A 14,121-nucleotide genomic window follows, 5' to 3' on the forward strand; every position below is an offset into this window, starting at 1 on the left:
TCTTTTCCGTAATCAAACAGCAAATGCAACTTTCGGAGCAGCCCCAATGTCGCAAGCGATCAAGCTCGTCTTATTCGATATGGACAACGTATTGTACGGATATGACCGGCATTCACGGGCCGCCCGTTTGTCCGAGTTCTCCGGAGGCAAGGTAGATGACATCTGTCGCGAGATTTGGGACAACGGGTTCGAGCACCTAGGTGACAGCGGAACTTTGTCGCGCGCGGAATACCTGCAGGCTTTCGGCAATCGGATTGGTTACCCTTTGAGCCTTGAAGAATGGCTTGACGCACGCCGCTTTTCGACCAAACCCGATGCTGCGATGCTTGAAATTGTCGATCGGCTGCGCTGCACTGTAGAGATCGCGATCTTGACGAACAACACGGAGCTGGTCACCGACCACTTGGATTTTCTGTGTCCGGAACTTCGCCCCTTGTTTGGTTCTAAAATTTACGCATCAGCTCGGTTCAAGACGGCCAAGCCGAACACAGAATGCTTTCGCCGTTGCCTAGATGAATTTGGCATATCGCCAGAAGCAACGTTGTTCGTTGATGACCTCAATGAAAATGTCGTCGGGGCGAGAAATGCCGGGCTAATCGCACATCATTTTACATCGCCTGATCGATTCCTAAGCGAACTGTCCCGGTTCGGTTTTCAGCTGGAGTACCTCTGATGCTTCTTCGTCAATGTTGGGAAATGTCCTCTGAAGAAGCGCTTGATATGATTGACGCGGACCCCTGGGCACTGCTGATTAATAATGGTCCGGAAATACCCTTGATAACCGCGACACCTCTTCTTCTCGATCGAAGGGGCGACTGTGGAACACTGGTAGGGCATATTGCACGGGCCAATCCGCAAGCCATGTCTCTTGGTGACGGTGCCCGTGTTTTGGCGCTGTTCCAGGGACCCCGAGCCTACGTCAGCCCCCGTTGGTATCCGGCTAGAAACATGGCCCCCACCATGTACCATGTGCTGGTGGAGGCAGAAGGAACTATTGCCCTGCAGGACACGGAAACCATGGGACACTGTATCGAACGCCTGACACGGCGCTATGAGACGTGTAACACTGACCAGTGGACCATGCAGGAGCTTTCGGAGGCGGGCATCGCGCGACGAATCCAAGCAATTGTTGGCTTCGAGATCAGGATCACGGCTCTCCGAGGTAAGGCCAAGCTTGGTCAGGATGAGCCTCAGATCGACGCTCTTGCTGTCGCTTCTAACCTTGCCGTATCAGATGCAAAGGATGACCGCCGATTGGCTGAATGGGTTAAAGAGAAGAATTGCTGATGATTGATGAGACGATTGTGCTCTCGCAAAATTCCCAGTTAAAGCGATACTTGTTTCCTGACTTTTGCGACGTCGCAGAATAGGAAGTTTTGCGGCGGCCGCAATGACCGCAAATGGCGGATACTGGTGAAAAAGTCGGCGTTGCTGTCGGTGCGAAGTTCTGATTCACTCTTTCTAGGGTTTAGGAGGATGTGCCGATGATGGGCAAGCGGACGGTAGCGCAGGAAGCGCTGTTTTACGAGTTCGGCATCGAGCGGCACGTGCCGGCGAGCCATCTTCTTCGGTCTATCGACCGCTTCGTCGATCTGTCCGGCCTTCGGACACACTTGCGCCCTTTCTACAGCGAGATCGGGCGGCCTTCCATTGATCCAGAACTGATGATCATTGGTTACTGCTTCGGCATCCGTTCGCAGCGTCGGCTGTGTGAGGAGGTACATCTGAACCTCGCCTATCGCTGGTTTTGCGGGCTCGGGCTTGAAGGTGATGTCCCTGATCATTCGACCTTCTCCAAGAACCGGCATGGCCGCTTCCGCGATAGCGACTTGCTCCGGGAACTGTTCGAGACGACGGTCAGGCGTTGCATCGAAGAGGGCCTTGTCGGTGGCGAGGGCTTCGCCGTCGATGCGAGCCTGATCAAGGCGGACGCCAACAAGCAGCGCTCGGCCGAAGGCTCGGAAGCAGTCGACTGGGAGGCTATGGCCGAGACCAGCCGCTCGGTTCAGGAATATCTCGATACGCTGGATGACGCAGCATGGGGTGCGGCCAGCGAAACAAAGCCGAAGTTCGTATCGAGATCGGACCCGGCGGCGCAGTGGACCGGAGCAATGAAAGGCCACGCCTTCTTCGCGTACGCTACCAACTATCTGATTGATCTAGATAATGCTGTTATCATTGATGTCGAGGCGAGCCGTGCGATCCGGCAGGCAGAGGTCGGCGCGGCACGCACCATGATTGAGCGTGCTCAGGATATCTTCGGTCTCCATCCGGAACGGCTGGCCACCGACACCGCCTATGGTTCGGCAGAGATGTTGGGCTGGCTAGGGTGTGTGGGGATTCAGTTTTGGGGGAGGCGAAAACGGTGATTTTTGAGAACCGGAGCGGAGTGTACTTGAGTACATGAGCACCGGAAGCGCAGGAAATTGCCGTTTGCAGCCCGCCCAAAGCTGAATACCCACCCACCCTAGTCCACGAGCGCGGGATAGAGCCACATATTCCCGTCTTCGACAAGTCCGAACGGCGTGATGGCACATTCGAGCGCCCCAACTTCGCCTATGACCATGAGCGCGATCTCTATACCTGCCCTGGTGGCAAGGAGCTACGCTCGCGACAGGTCGCCTACAAGAACGAGCGTCCACTCGTGGATGAAGATGGCATGATACGGTATCGGGCCAGCAAACTCGACTGCGACGCCTGCGCCCTAAAACCTCAATGCTGTCCAAACGCCCCGGCGCGTAAGATACCACGCTCCATCCATGAGGGCGCTCGCGACATGGCGCGCGATATTGCCAAAACCGAAGCCTATGTTAGGTCGAGGCATCAGAGGAAAAAGGTCGAGATGCTATTTGCTCACCTGAAACGCATTCTCAAACTGGATCGCCTACGACTACGAGGGCCGAACGGAGCGCGTGATGAGTTCCACCTCGCCGCAGCAGCCCAAAGCCTCCGGAAGCTAGCCAAGCTGATCCCGCCACCAGCTCCAAAACCGGCGTGAAGGGAAATGCATATCGGCCCGTCCCTAAAACGGGAACGCCGGAACGAGATTACAACGCGCCTTTTTCAACGCTTTCGGCCCTAAGGGGACCTAATGGCACCATTACAAAGCAGCAACCAAGTCGCCTAGACGCATTCCAAAAAGCTCAGGATCGCCCCCGAAACCTCGTTTGGCCGCTCTTGCTGAAGCCAATGGCCTGCGTCTGGGATAACATGTGATCCCCGCAGATCGGGAACAAGCGTCGGCATTGCCGCGATGATCTGATTCATTCCCGGAACGCTGAGACCTGTGTCCCTTTCGCCGATCATGAACAGCGCCGGAATTGTGATCGGCAGGCCAGCGGTTAGATGCTGCAATTCCCAGTTCCGATCTAGGTTACGGTAGTAGTTCAAGCCACCTCGGAAGCCTGACACCTCGAAGTCCTTGACCAACCGGTCGAAGTCGAGGGCGGGCAACCAGTCGGGCAACGTGGCGGGCTCCGGCAGGCTCTTCAACAGACCCGTGGATCGCGAGACCATGCCAAACGGATTAGGGGTGCTGTCACCGGGCAAACGGGGCCCGGCTTCGCCGCTGGCCGCGAAGATCAGCTTGCGCAGCGTCAGTGCGACATCCCGTCCAAACTCGGCCTCGGCTTCATTCGGGTCTTGGAAGTACAGGGTGTAGAATAGGCTACTGTCATCCTGAGGGAATATTTGTGAAGGAGGCACAGGTGGCTGGCCCATCATCGGCACGCTCAAAGCCACAACGGCCCGGAACCTGTCGGGCCGCATCAGCGCGGCCTGCCACGCAATTGTAGCACCCCAGTCATGGCCCACCACCACCGCTTGCCGTTCGCCGAGAGCATCCAGCAGCGCGACAAGGTCGCCTACCGCGTGGAAAACTGTGTATTGGTCTGCGCGTTCCGGAGATTCCGACTTCCCATATCCTCTCATGTCCGGCGCAACGGCGCGGTAGCCGACGCGCGCGAGGGCCTCGATCTGGTGACGCCAAGCATATTTGGTTTCGGGAAAGCCGTGGCAGAGCAAGACGAGCGGACCTTTTCCAGCCTCGATGATGCTCATGCGTATTGTGGCTGTGGAAATTACAGTGTCTTTCATATGAGCCTCCTGACTGAATGCCTGTCTGGCGGAACCGTAGACAACGAATTGCGCTGCCGCGGCCATAAAGGTTCAACGAAGCATATAATTTGCCTCTGTTTTCGTAACCACATATGTTACACATCAGCAGGCAAGGTCAAGATACCGTAACAAACATTGTTGCAGAAAGGCGGACAGTGAAAAGTGATGGTCGTCTCGCAAGGATGCTGCATGTGCTCGTTCATATGGGGCTGCTCGGAGGCCGAGAAACGTCTGAGCGGATTGCGCAAATGCTAAACACAAATCCGGTTGTCGTCCGTCGCACTCTTGGGAGCCTGCGCAATCACGGCATCGTCGAGTCGGAAGGTGGACGTGGGGGCGGATGGAAGCTAACCCGTCCGCTCGATCGGATCACGGTCCTGGATGTGCAGCGCGCTTTGATCGATGGGCAACTGCTGCCTGCCCCCCTATCCCGAGACCATCCCAATTGTCCAGTCGAACGCGCTTCGAACGCCGTTCTCGAACATGCTCATAGGGTCGCGGAAGCTGAATTGGAAAAAGCCTATGCGGCAACGACACTGGCGCAAATCGCTGGAACGGCACTCGCAACAAAGTAAGCGGCGCTAGTCATGACCGCAAATGGCGCCAAGCCGCCATACCCGTCACCCAACCAACCCCAACAACGCCCGCGCCGCTGCCTCATCCGTAATCAGCGTATGACAGCCAATCCTCTTCATCGTTGCCGAAATCGCCGGTGCCCGATGTGCGCCGCCTGATGCAATGACAATGTGCTTGGCCTTTTTCAGCGTATCGAGATCGACAGACATCACCCGCTCGTTGATCGGGTGATCGACGGAGCGGCCTTCGGCGTCGAGGAAGTTGAACATGGTGTCGCAGACGCAGCCCGCCGCCACCAGTTCTTCCAGGGTTTGCCGCGTGATGAAGCCCTCCGACAGCGAGGTGGAGTGCAGGCCGATATCGCCGCAGGAGACCACGGCGAGGTCGAGGTTTTCGGCCAGATCGTAAATCGCCTTAAGCCCGCATTGCTCGATCAGCGCCCGCTTTGTGGCCACACTGTCCACCAGCAGCGGGGCCAGGAACATGTAGCATTCCGCCCCCAACTGGCTGGCCAGCCGCCAGGTGTAATCGATGGGATTGGTCTGATGCACGGCGACGATGCCGCCGAGCAGCGAGACGACCTTGCAGTTTTGCAGCCGTGGCGGGCGAAAGCCGGAGAGCGAGGCCGTCATGGTACGGCCCCAGCCGACGCCGATGGTGGCGTTGTCGCTCACCACCTCCGTCAGAAACTGGCCGAGCGCCTGACCGACGGCCTTGGCAATGCCGCCCGCATCCTGCCCATCCACCGAAGGCACCACGACCGCCTCATCCAGACCGAAGGCTTTTTCCAGCTTCACGGCCAGTTCCACGCAATCGTCGACGCCATCGGCAATCCAGATCTGCACCTCAGAGCGTTTCAGCGCTTCATCCAGCATGCGGATGACTGTGGAGCGGCTTATGCCGAGCTTGTCCGCCACGTCCTTTTGCGTCAATCCCTGGTTGTAGTATAGCCAGGCAGCCTTCAGGCGAAGCGAGGCGGCTTCCGCATAGGCGGTGTGCGTTTCACGTCTCAATCTGGCCATGGATTGCCTCCCTCACTCTTTTCCTCACTATCACCGCCTCTGAAACATATGTCAAATCTGAACGACAAATGTATTGACTTTCGCCCATGTCATCACGATATTCGAACCATGATCGAGCCGGTTCGTTTGAAGAATGAAGCGGTCATACCAAGGCTCGAAGATGCTAACGCATCCTCGCCTTGAAAGAATTTCGAATATCTCAAATGCATCAAGGGCTTGAGATATTCGAAAGGGGAATACGAAGAGTCATTTTCAATGACTCTTCGTATAAAGGCTGCTGATCTCTCCGTGCGGAGATGCATCAGATGATTGAACCGTAGAACCAAAGGAATTTACGGATGACCTCGAAACTGGAACAGCTTCGCGCCATGACCACCGTGGTTGCCGATACCGGCGACATTGAAGCTGTGGCGCGCTTGAAGCCGGTGGATTGCACCACCAACCCGACCATCGTTCTGAAGGCGCTGGGCACGGAGATGTTCGCCGATGCCTTCGAAGAGGCGATCAAGTGGGGCAAGGCCAAGGGTGGCGCCTCTTCCGAGGCCACCATTGCCGCCGTGGCCGACCGTCTGGCCATTTCCGTCGGCGCTGCCTTGACCAAGCTGGTACCGGGCCGGGTTTCCACCGAGGTGGATGCCGACCTCTCCTTCGATACCGAAGCCTCCATCGCCAAGGCGCACGCCATCATTGCCGCCTACAAGGAGCGCGGCATCGAGCGCGATCGCATCCTCATCAAGCTCGCCTCCACCTGGGAAGGCATCCGCGCCGCCGAAGTGTTGCAGAAGGAAGGCATTGACTGCAATCTGACGCTGCTCTTCTCCAAGGCTCAAGCCGTGGCCTGCGCTGAAGCCAAGGTGTTCCTGATCTCGCCCTTCGTTGGCCGTATTCTCGATTGGTACAAGAAGTCCACCGGCGAGGATTACACCTCCGAGACCGATCCGGGCGTCGTCTCTGTCCGCTCCATCTACAATTATTACAAGGTCAACGGCATCGAAACCATCGTCATGGGGGCCTCCTTCCGCAATGCCGGTGAAATCGAAGCGCTGGCCGGTTGCGACCGCCTGACCATCAGCCCCGCCCTGCTGGACGAACTGGACAAGGCCGAGGGCGATCTGCCGCGCAAGCTCTCGCCCACAAGCACCACGCCAGACCCGTGGGTTTCCTATGATGAAAAGGCTTTCCGCTGGGCCTTGAACGAGGATGCCATGGCGACGGAAAAGCTTTCCGAAGGCATTCGCAGCTTCGCCAAGGATCTGGCCACGCTGCGCGGCATGGTGGCCAAGAAGCTGTCTGCCTGATTGCCTGCACAACCAAGACTTGCAGGGCGCGGAGCGATCCGCGCCTTTTCTTTTTTAAATCACGTCCCTGTTTAGTCCCAGTCTTATTCGCTGCCATCCTCCGGCGTATCGGACTGCTGTGAGGGCGCGAAGAAGCGGTTACCGCTGCTATTGCCGCGATTGCCCTGCTGCTGACCGTTTTTGCCGCCCTTGCCGCCATAGGGGTCGATGATGATCTCGCCGGGCATGCCGCCGATGGTTCCCGGAGGCTCGCCGCCATCCTTGGTAATGAAGCGGCCATCCACCCAGCCGCTGATGCGCGGCCTTTCAAACGTGGCGATGCGGCACCAATAGCCGCCCCGGCTTTCCATGCAGTTTTGCATATCCACCGGCGTGCCCTCGGGCAGCGACGCAATCACCCGGAAAGCAGGCCCTGCGCCGGAGCGGACATCAAGGCTTGCGCCCTGGGGCAGGCCGGTGATGTGGTAGAGATAGGGATCCGGCATGCCGCCCTGAACACCACCTTGCGGGCCAGCCTGAACCCTGCCGGCAGGCGCGGTCATGGAGGGGGCCGGAATGACCGTCTGCGCGGCGCTTTGGCTGGTGCCGGTGACGAGCAGAGGCAACAGAATACCGAGGCGGCAAAACAGTCTTGCGGCGATGCGTGTCTGACGCATGGATCAATCTCCCCTGATCTGTCGCATTCTCTTATACGAAGAGTCATTGAAAATGACTCTTCGTATTCCCTTTTCGAATATCTCAAGCCCCTGATGCATTTGAGATATTCGAAATCTCTTCAAGGCGAGGATGCGTGAGCATCTTCGAGCCTTGGTATTACAGGTCCTATCGCAAAGTGGTGAAGAAACCCTGTGCGCGGGCAAATCCTGCTCTATGTCTGCCCTTGAGTATTTTTATCTGCGAGTTGCCTGCCCAATGAATTTGGATGATGACAGTACCGGGGACGCCACACCCCATTTCGGTTTTCGCCTTGTCAGTGTCGCTCGCCTTTGGCGGCGGTTCGTGGAGGAGCATTTGCTGGCGCTTGGCTTTACCGATGCCCGCTGGCGGCCTCTCGTGCATCTTTATCACCTGGGCGATGGCGTGACGCAAAAGGAACTGGCGGAAATGGTCGGCCTGGATGGGTCGAGCCTGGTGCGCCTCCTGGATATTCTCGAAGGCCAGACGCTGATCGAACGCCGCCCGGACGAGGGGGACCGGCGGGTAAACCGCATCTTCCTCACCCCCTCCGGCCTTGCCGTGGTCAAGGATATTCACGCCCGTGTCCTGCCGGTTGAAGAGGCCTTGCTGTCCGGGTGCAAGCCGGATGACCTGCAGATCGCGCTGAAGGTGTTCGAGCAGATTCAGGGCAGGTTGAAGGAAGGCGTCGACCTGCCGTCATCGGCGAAGTGATCGATCTCGAAATATGTTGGCTTGCTGCATAATGTCATTCTGAAGTGCTACCGGTTTCTGGCCAAGCCGGTTAGAGAGGGGTGACGGTATCAATAAGCCTCCTGCTCCGATCGTATTTGCCCCATGAAATCCACGCCGCTCGGTTACCTCTTCGCCATTATCGCCTATACCGTGTTTTCCTGTCAGGATGGCATTTCCAAGCATCTGGGCGATAGCTATTCGCCGGTGGTGGTCGCGACCATTCGCTACTGGGCCTTTGCGGGATTTGCGCTCGTTCTGGCCTCCCGTGCCCCCGGCGGCCTGCGCGCGGCGGTAAGAAGCCAAAGGCCTGTGCTACAGGTGCTGCGGGGCGTGCTTCTGGGTGCTCAGATCGTGGTGTCCATCTGGGCCTTTCGCTATGTCGGGCTGGCCCAGTCCCAGGCGGTCTTTGCATCCGGGCCGATTTTTGTGGCGCTGCTTTCCGTACCGCTGTTGGGCGAAAAGGTGGGCTGGCGGCGCTGGAGCGCCATTTCCGTCGGTCTGGTGGGCGTACTGCTCATTCTGTCGCCAAAAGCCGATGGGTTCACGCCGCTGGTGGTGCTGCCGCTGGCCTGCGCGCTGTGTGGCGCGCTTTACGGCATCCTGACCCGTCTTGTCAGCCGGGTGGATCTGCCGGAAACCAGCTTTTTCTATATGTGCATGGTCGGTTTTGCCGGGTCCAACCTCATCGCCCCTTTCGTCTTCGAGGGAATAGCCCAGAAGGACTGGTTCTGGATGCTGGCGTTGTGCTGCACCGGGATTGTCGGCCATTTCTGCCTGATCAAGGCCTATGACAATCTCAGCGCCGTGCAAGTGCAGCCCATTGCCTATTGGCAACTGGTTCTGGCCTCGCTGATTGCCGTGGTGGTTTTTGGTGAAAGCCTGAAGGTGAATATGGTGCTCGGATCGCTGATCGTCGTCGCGGCCGGACTGTTTACAGTCTGGCGGGAGCATGTCGTGGCGGCGCGGAATGCCAAATTGGTAAGCTCACAATGAAATTATTCACCCGCCGTTAACCGTGCGGACGAAACCAGCCCTCTCCCCCTGTCCGGTAAGCCTCACATTAAATATTCCGCAACAAGCCAGCCCTAAAATACAAGGGATAAGTGTGGTGTGGGTGCTGCATCGGGGTGTGACGGGCTTGTCCGGTCGCCCAGGTGCATCAGAGTGATATATGCGTTTCCGAAGGAAGGCCTGTCCCGGCGTTCCGGAACCGCTCCGGTGCGGGGAGCCTGTTGAGATGAAGGGACTTTTGGGCAAGTTCCAGCCTTCCCGCAAGATTCTGCTGATCTTCGGAGGCGTGATCGTGCTGTGTGGCGCCACGGGTTCAGCGGCGGTCTTTATCGGCCGCGATACGCTGATCGGTCCCTCCTATGCCAGCATCAACGGCCTTGCCTGCACGGACGTTCAAACCGTGAAGACACAGCGCAAGAATCATGTCTGGCTGCGCAAATATATCGTCACTGAACCTGCCGACGGCATGGCGCGCATCAAGACGGCGCTGCGCGTGGCAAAGGCGGTTCAGGAAAGCAGCAAGGCCGATCTGGTGCAGGTGGTGGTTCTGGACAAGAACGGCCCGAAAGACCGCGCCGATATCCGAGGCCGTGTCGTCGGGGCCGATGTCATCTATGTGCCGAACCCGGCCATCATGACCGACGAGACAGATCTTGCGCCGTTGACGGCCCGCTATGTCGAGCGTCCCGCCAGCGCCGATGGCGAGTTTTATGGCGAGCGCATCGATATGCCCATGGCAGATGCCTCCGCCCTGATGGCCAGCCTCACCGACAAGGCCGATTGTCTGGCTCCGGTTGTGCCCGAGGCCGAGCATGGCAGCGGCAAGAAGGAATCAGGTGGAAAATCCAAAGGCGGCGGTCATGGAGACGCCAAGGCCAAGGGCGGCGATGCGCACGGTAGCGATGCCCATGGTGGGGATGCTCAGGGCGGGGATGCCCATGGGGGTGAGGCAAAAAGCGGCGAGGGCGAGGCCAAGCCTGCGGATGGTCATGAGGCTGAGAAGCCTGCCGGTGATGAAAAGCCCGGTCTGATTGCATCGCTGACCGGAAAGGTGAAAGGCCTGATCTTCGGGGCAGAGAAGCCTGCCGAACATCCGGCCGAGCCCCAGGACGCCCATGCCGCAGTTGAAGCCAGCCCGCCCGGCGCTGAGGCTGCCGTCAGCGATGCCGCAAAGGACGCGCCTAAGGCTGAGACACCTGCTGCTGCACCGGGCCATGAACCTGCCGCAACCGCCGCCACGCCGGAGGTCGCAAAGACCGAGGCCGCGAAAGGTGAACCCGCCCAGGCGGCGGAGCAAGCCGGCTGGTTCTCGTCGCTGAAAGCAAAAGTTCTCGGCAATGGCGATGAAAAGCCTGCCGAGCAGAAAGCGGACGCCGCCGCCGATGCGGCAAAGCCTCTCGTTTCCAAGGAGAGCGAGGGGAGCGATAACGTCCTGCCGCGCGGTATTTCCCTGAGATGAAAAGAAAGGCCCGGTCAACGAAATTGACCGGGCCTTTGTCTTGAATGTCAGTGGAACTTGTGGCCGGAAAACCGGTCACCACTTTTCCTGGAAATGCTTTAACTCTTTGTTTTTACGCATTTCCGGACGGAAAACCGGCTACCACTTTTCCTGGAAATGCTTCAGTCCGCCTTGGCGCGCCGCGCCGGGAAGAGGATGATGTCGCGGATCGACGGGGCGTTGGTCAAAAGCATGATCAGACGGTCCACGCCGATGCCAAGGCCACCTGCGGGCGGCATGCCCTGGTCCATGGCATCCAGGAATTCGTCGTCCAGCTGCTTGTCCTTTTCGCCCCGGGCATGGGCCTGTTCCAACTGTTCCACCATGCGGCGGCGCTGTTCTTCCGGATCGTTGAGTTCCGAAAAGGCATTGCCGATTTCCCAGGCGTTGCAATAGGTCTCGAAACGCTCGACCAGACGCGGCTCGCCCGGCACCTCCTTGGCAAAAGGCGAAATATCCTTCGGGAAATGCGTGACATGGGCGGGCTGGATCAGCGTGCCTTCCACCTTTTCTTCAAAGATGAAGGCAAGGCATTCGCCCCAGGTCCAGTCTTTCTCGACGGCAAAGCCGGCGGCCTTGGCGGCGGCGCGGGCTTCCTCGTCGGTCTTGATGCTCATGAAGTCAATGCCGGTCGCTTCCTTCACGGCCTCGGGCATCGGCACGCGGCGGAACGGACCCTTGAAGGAGAGTTCCTTGTCGCCGAAGGCAAACTCGGTGGAGCCATGGATGCGGGTGGCGAGATCGGCAAACAGCCGCTCCACGAGATCCATCATGTCCTCGTAATCGGCATAGGCCCAGTAGCACTCCATCATCGTGAATTCGGGATTGTGCCGGGTGGACACGCCTTCATTGCGGAAGTTGCGGTTCACTTCGAAGATTTTGTCGGCAAGGCCGGAGACCAGCGTGCGCTTCAGGAAGAGTTCCGGCGCAATGCGCAGATACATGTCCTGCTTCAGCGTGTTGTGGTGCGTCTTGAAAGGGTCCGCCGATGCGCCGCCATAGATGGATTGCAGCATGGGCGTTTCCACTTCCATGAAGCCGTCGGCCTCCATGAAGCGGCGCACGCCGGAAATGATCTTCGAGCGCTGCAGGAAGCGCAGCTTCGATTCCTCGTTGGTCATGATGTCGAGGTGACGCTTGCGGTAGCGCACCTCGATGTCGGTCACGCCATGCCACTTTTCCGGCATGGGCAGCAGCGTCTTGGTGAGCATGGTGATCTCATGCGCATTGATGGTCAGCTCACCGCGCTTGGTGCGTCGTACCTGTCCCTTCACGCCGATAATGTCGCCCAGATCGATCATCGGCAAAAGGGCGCGCGCCTCTTCCGGCGTCGTGTCCTTGTGGGAGAAGATCTGGATCTTGCCGGTCGCGTCATGCAGGTCCATGAACATGCCGGAATTGCGCGAGGAATAGACGCGGCCGGCCACCGTCACCACATCGTCCGACTCGGTGTCGGGCTCAAGGCTGGCATATTTTTCCGAAAGCTCCGCATTGGTGATGGAGCGGTGGAAATGCGCCGGATAGACATCCCCCACCTTCTCGCGCAGCATGGCGAGTTTCTGGCGGCGCACTTCAGACGCGTCGGAGGAGAGGGCGGTTTCGGTCTTGGTCTCGGTCATTTTGTTATCCTGTCTCTCGCTCGCTCGGCCTTACTTCGCGCCCACCATGGAGGTGAGAACCTGGGTTGCTACCTTCAGGCGCTGACGCACCACGGAACGGCCCAGAAGCGCCATGGAATCAAACAGCGGCAGCGAGCGCTGGTTGCCGGACACGGCGACGAAGAGCGGCGGGGTGACAACGCGCAGCTTCTTGCCCAGCCGATCGGAAATGGCGCGCAATTCCGCTTCGATCGTCTCGACATTCCATTCCAGGATCTTTTCGAGATCGGCCTGCACGGTGGAAACGATTTCCAGTGTCTCCTCCGGGCTGGTCTTCAGCCCGGCAAAGGAGGCGGGCGTCAGGCCGACATCGGAAGCCAGCATGAAGCCTGCAAGCTGCGGCAGTTCGCCAAGCTTGGAAATGCGGCTCTGGGCGAGCTTCAGCCCTTCCGTCAGGCGGCCGTTTTCCGAGGCCCAGGTGAGGATGCGGTCGAGGAATTCTTCCGAGGTGAGCTTTTCGCGCAGCCAGCGGCCATTCAGCCAGTCCAGCTTCTGCACGTCGAAGATGGCGCCTGCCTTGGAAAGGTTTTCCGGGTCGAATTTTTCCGCCAGCTCTTCCATGGTCAGCAGTTCTTCGCCTTCGGCAATCTGGATGAAGAACAGGCCAAGGAAGTTCATCAACGCTTCCGGCAGATAGCCAAGCGCGGAGTAATAGGAGATCGAGGTTGGGTTCTTGCGCTTTGAAAGCTTGGACTTGTCGTGATTGCGCATCAGCGACAGGTGCATGAATTTCGGCGGCTCTAGGCCCAGATATTTATAGATGAGAATGTGCTTCGGCACGGAGGCCAGCCATTCCTCGCCGCGTGCGACATGGGTGATTTTCATCAGGTGGTCGTCCACCACATTTGCCATGTGGTAGGTGGGCATCCCGTCCGCCTTCAGCAGAACCTGCATGTCGACGCTTTCCCACGGGATCGAGACATCGCCATAGACGCCATCGTGGAATTCGCAGGCACCTTCAGTCGGGATCTTCATGCGCACGACATGCGGCTCACCGGCGGCAACGCGGGCTTCAACTTCCTCGGCCTTCAGATGCAGGCAAAGCCCGTCATAGCCCGGCGGCTTGCCCGCCGCGCGCTGCGCCTCGCGCATCTGCTCCAGCCGTTCCGGCGTGCAGAAACAGCGGAAGGCATTGCCTTCATTGACCATCTTGTCCACGAAGGGACGGTAGGTTTCCTTGCGTTCCGACTGGCGATAGGGGCCATAGGGGCCACCGATGTCCGGGCCTTCCGACCATTCAAGGCCGCACCATTTCAGCGCGTCCAGCACCTTCTGCTCGAATTCCGCGGTGGAGCGCGTGGCATCGGTGTCTTCGATACGCAAAATGAACTCGCCGCCATGTTTCTTGGCGAAGAGATAGTTGAACAGCGCGATATAGGCCGTGCCGACATGCGGCTCGCCGGTGGGAGAGGGGGCTATGCGGACGCGAACGCCGGAAGTGGTCATGATCTTGCTCGTGAGTGCGTGCAAAGGGCCGCTGAAAAACAGCCAGTGACATCTGGTTTCGAACTCGATGGCGATAAACCGGTTTC

General features: G+C 58.6%; 12 protein-coding genes and 2 pseudogenes. 9 read left to right on the plus strand and 5 right to left on the minus strand.

Annotated features, from left to right (window positions below):
- The first annotated feature begins 46 nt into the window (after positions 1–46).
- The 4 genes and pseudogenes from QO005_RS12560 to QO005_RS12575 form a co-directional block, all read left to right on the plus strand.
- Complete coding sequence (locus tag QO005_RS12560; RefSeq protein ID WP_307158387.1) at positions 47–673, plus strand: HAD family hydrolase; 627 nt, start codon at positions 47–49, stop codon at positions 671–673.
- Positions 673–1,287: an FMN-binding negative transcriptional regulator gene (locus QO005_RS12565; protein ID WP_307158388.1), complete on the plus strand. Its 615-nt coding sequence runs from the start codon at positions 673–675 to the stop codon at positions 1,285–1,287. The genes QO005_RS12560 and QO005_RS12565 overlap by 1 nt, the downstream gene beginning before the upstream one ends.
- Before the next feature lie 197 nt (positions 1,288–1,484).
- Positions 1,485–2,324, plus strand: a pseudogene (locus QO005_RS12570) (transposase); the annotation flags it as partial.
- 143 nt (positions 2,325–2,467) lie between these two features.
- Positions 2,468–2,998 (plus strand): annotated as a pseudogene (locus QO005_RS12575) (transposase); the annotation flags it as partial.
- Positions 2,999–3,123: 125 nt separating this feature from the next.
- On the opposite strand, the gene QO005_RS12580 reads toward QO005_RS12575, so the two are convergent.
- Positions 3,124–4,095, minus strand: coding sequence for an alpha/beta fold hydrolase (locus QO005_RS12580; RefSeq protein ID WP_307158389.1), 972 nt, complete (start codon positions 4,093–4,095; stop codon positions 3,124–3,126).
- A 203-nt stretch (positions 4,096–4,298) separates the two neighbouring features.
- Here QO005_RS12580 and QO005_RS12585 point away from each other — a divergent pair, with 203 nt between their 5' ends.
- Positions 4,299–4,691, plus strand: a complete 393-nt coding sequence (locus QO005_RS12585; RefSeq protein ID WP_307158504.1) for an RrF2 family transcriptional regulator — start codon at positions 4,299–4,301, stop codon at positions 4,689–4,691.
- Between the two features lie 45 nt (positions 4,692–4,736).
- Here QO005_RS12585 and QO005_RS12590 read toward each other — a convergent pair whose 3' ends face one another.
- Positions 4,737–5,714 (minus strand): sugar-binding transcriptional regulator, encoded by a 978-nt coding sequence (locus QO005_RS12590; RefSeq protein WP_307158390.1) that lies wholly within the window; start codon positions 5,712–5,714, stop codon positions 4,737–4,739.
- Positions 5,715–6,052: 338 nt separating this feature from the next.
- Here QO005_RS12590 and tal point away from each other — a divergent pair, with 338 nt between their 5' ends.
- Positions 6,053–7,012 carry a transaldolase gene (gene tal, locus QO005_RS12595; protein WP_307158391.1) on the plus strand — a complete coding sequence of 320 codons (960 nt, stop codon included), beginning with the start codon at positions 6,053–6,055 and terminating at the stop codon, positions 7,010–7,012.
- 83 nt (positions 7,013–7,095) lie between these two features.
- Here the strand turns inward: tal and QO005_RS12600 are convergent, their stop codons facing one another.
- Entirely contained in the window at positions 7,096–7,668 is a 573-nt protein-coding gene (locus tag QO005_RS12600) for an SH3 domain-containing protein (protein ID WP_307158392.1), read from the minus strand.
- 256 nt (positions 7,669–7,924) lie between these two features.
- On the opposite strand from QO005_RS12600, the gene QO005_RS12605 reads away from it, so the two are divergent.
- The 3 genes from QO005_RS12605 to QO005_RS12615 all read left to right on the plus strand — a co-directional run bounded on the left by QO005_RS12605 (position 7,925) and on the right by QO005_RS12615 (position 10,892).
- A complete protein-coding gene (locus QO005_RS12605; RefSeq protein WP_307158393.1) occupies positions 7,925–8,401 on the plus strand; it encodes a MarR family winged helix-turn-helix transcriptional regulator in 477 nt (158 codons plus the stop codon).
- Positions 8,402–8,524: 123 nt separating this feature from the next.
- The gene (locus QO005_RS12610) at positions 8,525–9,415 is read left to right on the plus strand and encodes a DMT family transporter (protein ID WP_307158394.1); all 891 of its coding nucleotides are present in this window, start codon (positions 8,525–8,527) and stop codon (positions 9,413–9,415) included.
- Positions 9,416–9,659: 244 nt separating this feature from the next.
- Positions 9,660–10,892: a prolipoprotein diacylglyceryl transferase gene (locus QO005_RS12615; protein WP_307158395.1), complete on the plus strand. Its 1,233-nt coding sequence runs from the start codon at positions 9,660–9,662 to the stop codon at positions 10,890–10,892.
- A gap of 161 nt (positions 10,893–11,053) precedes the next feature.
- Here QO005_RS12615 and lysS read toward each other — a convergent pair whose 3' ends face one another.
- Both lysS and gltX read right to left on the minus strand, forming a co-directional pair.
- Positions 11,054–12,550, minus strand: a complete 1,497-nt coding sequence (lysS, locus tag QO005_RS12620; protein ID WP_307158396.1) for a lysine--tRNA ligase — start codon at positions 12,548–12,550, stop codon at positions 11,054–11,056.
- Between the two features lie 30 nt (positions 12,551–12,580).
- A complete protein-coding gene (gltX, locus tag QO005_RS12625) occupies positions 12,581–14,035 on the minus strand; it encodes a glutamate--tRNA ligase (protein ID WP_307158397.1) in 1,455 nt (484 codons plus the stop codon).
- Positions 14,036–14,121 lie beyond the last annotated feature (86 nt).

It is taken from the genome of Allorhizobium paknamense (assembly GCF_030815125.1).
Lineage (GTDB): Bacteria > Pseudomonadota > Alphaproteobacteria > Rhizobiales > Rhizobiaceae > Allorhizobium > Allorhizobium paknamense.